At 56.4% G+C, this 1,087-nt stretch carries 1 protein-coding gene; it reads left to right on the top strand.

The features are described from left to right. Nucleotides 1–62: 62 nt before the first annotated feature. Nucleotides 63–1,055, top strand: a complete 993-nt coding sequence (locus SM765_RS22980) for an IS30 family transposase (RefSeq protein ID WP_065270287.1) — start codon at nt 63–65, stop codon at nt 1,053–1,055. Nucleotides 1,056–1,087: the final 32 nt, after the last annotated feature.

The raw sequence follows: 1,087 nt of genomic DNA, 5'->3' as shown, positions 1-1,087 counted from the left end.
GGCACATTCTAAACTGGGTTGCGACACATCCCCTATCTTGCTGAAAAGCAAGGAGAACGGACATGGCCCACACAGAGTTGGATTTGCGTGAAAGACGCGCGATCGAAGACATGCTGAATGCAAAAGTGCCTGTGAGCAAGATAGCAGCCGAAATCGGCAGGCATCGCTCGACCGTCTATCGCGAGATCAAGCGGAACTCTTTTTCCGATGACGAGCTGCCTTATCTGAACGGCTACTACGGGATGAACGCACAGAAATACGCATCAGATCGACGCGCACGGCGTCGCAAACTGATCCGACTGAAGGATCTGCGCGCTCATGTCATCGCTCAGTTGAAGATTGGATGGACGCCGGAACAGATTGCGGGACGTCTGGGATATGACGGCCAGCCTGTGCGCGTCAGTCATGAGACGATCTATGCTTACGTCTACAGCCCCGAAGGACAGTCCGAACAACTGGCTCGCCATCTCCCCAGCCGTCGCAAGAAGCGGCAACCGCGCCATGCCAGACGGCCAAGAGGCCAGGTTTTTCCGCCGGACCGGTCCATCCATGAACGTCCTGACTACGTGAAGACGCGTGAGACTTTCGGCGAATGGGAAGGCGATCTGATGATCTTCGAGCGAGCTCAAGGCACAATGAATGTTGCCTCGCTGGTCGAACGGAAGACCCGGTTTGCTGTCCTGTTCCGCAATAACGACCGCAGCTCTACCCACTTCATCAACAAGCTGATGGATGTGATGGAGCCCCTGCCCCAGCCAGCCCGGAGGTCGATCACCTTCGACCGTGGCTTCGAGTTCCGCGCGTGGCGCAAGCTCAAATCAGGCATCGGCACGGATAGTTGGTTCTGCGATCCCCAAGCACCTTGGCAGAAGGGTTCAGTCGAGAATCTGAACAAACGGGCCAGGCGATACTTGCCACGGGACACCCAACTCGCGGCGCTCTCAAATCGCAATATGAAGGCGATTTGTGACCGCCTGAACGGCACGCCTAGAAAGTGCCTTGGATGGCGCACCCCACTCGAGGCGTTCAGAGAAGAGATGATGAAACTGAGATAGCGGATACTGTCGCAACGACCCTTGAGCCATCA

Origin of the sequence: Pseudophaeobacter sp. 1A09344, from assembly GCF_041008745.1 — a bacterium.
In the GTDB taxonomy this organism is placed as follows: Bacteria; Pseudomonadota; Alphaproteobacteria; order Rhodobacterales; family Rhodobacteraceae; genus Phycobacter; species Phycobacter gallaeciensis_A.
The sequence above is the reverse complement of the archived record's forward strand: the minus strand, read 5'-3'. Positions and strand labels throughout refer to the sequence as shown.

Bases quoted from the DNA above. Each gene is read 5' to 3' on its own strand.
- SM765_RS22980 (WP_065270287.1), top strand. From the start codon at position 63: ATGGCCCACACAGAGTTGGATTTGCGTGAAAGACGCGCGATCGAAGAC.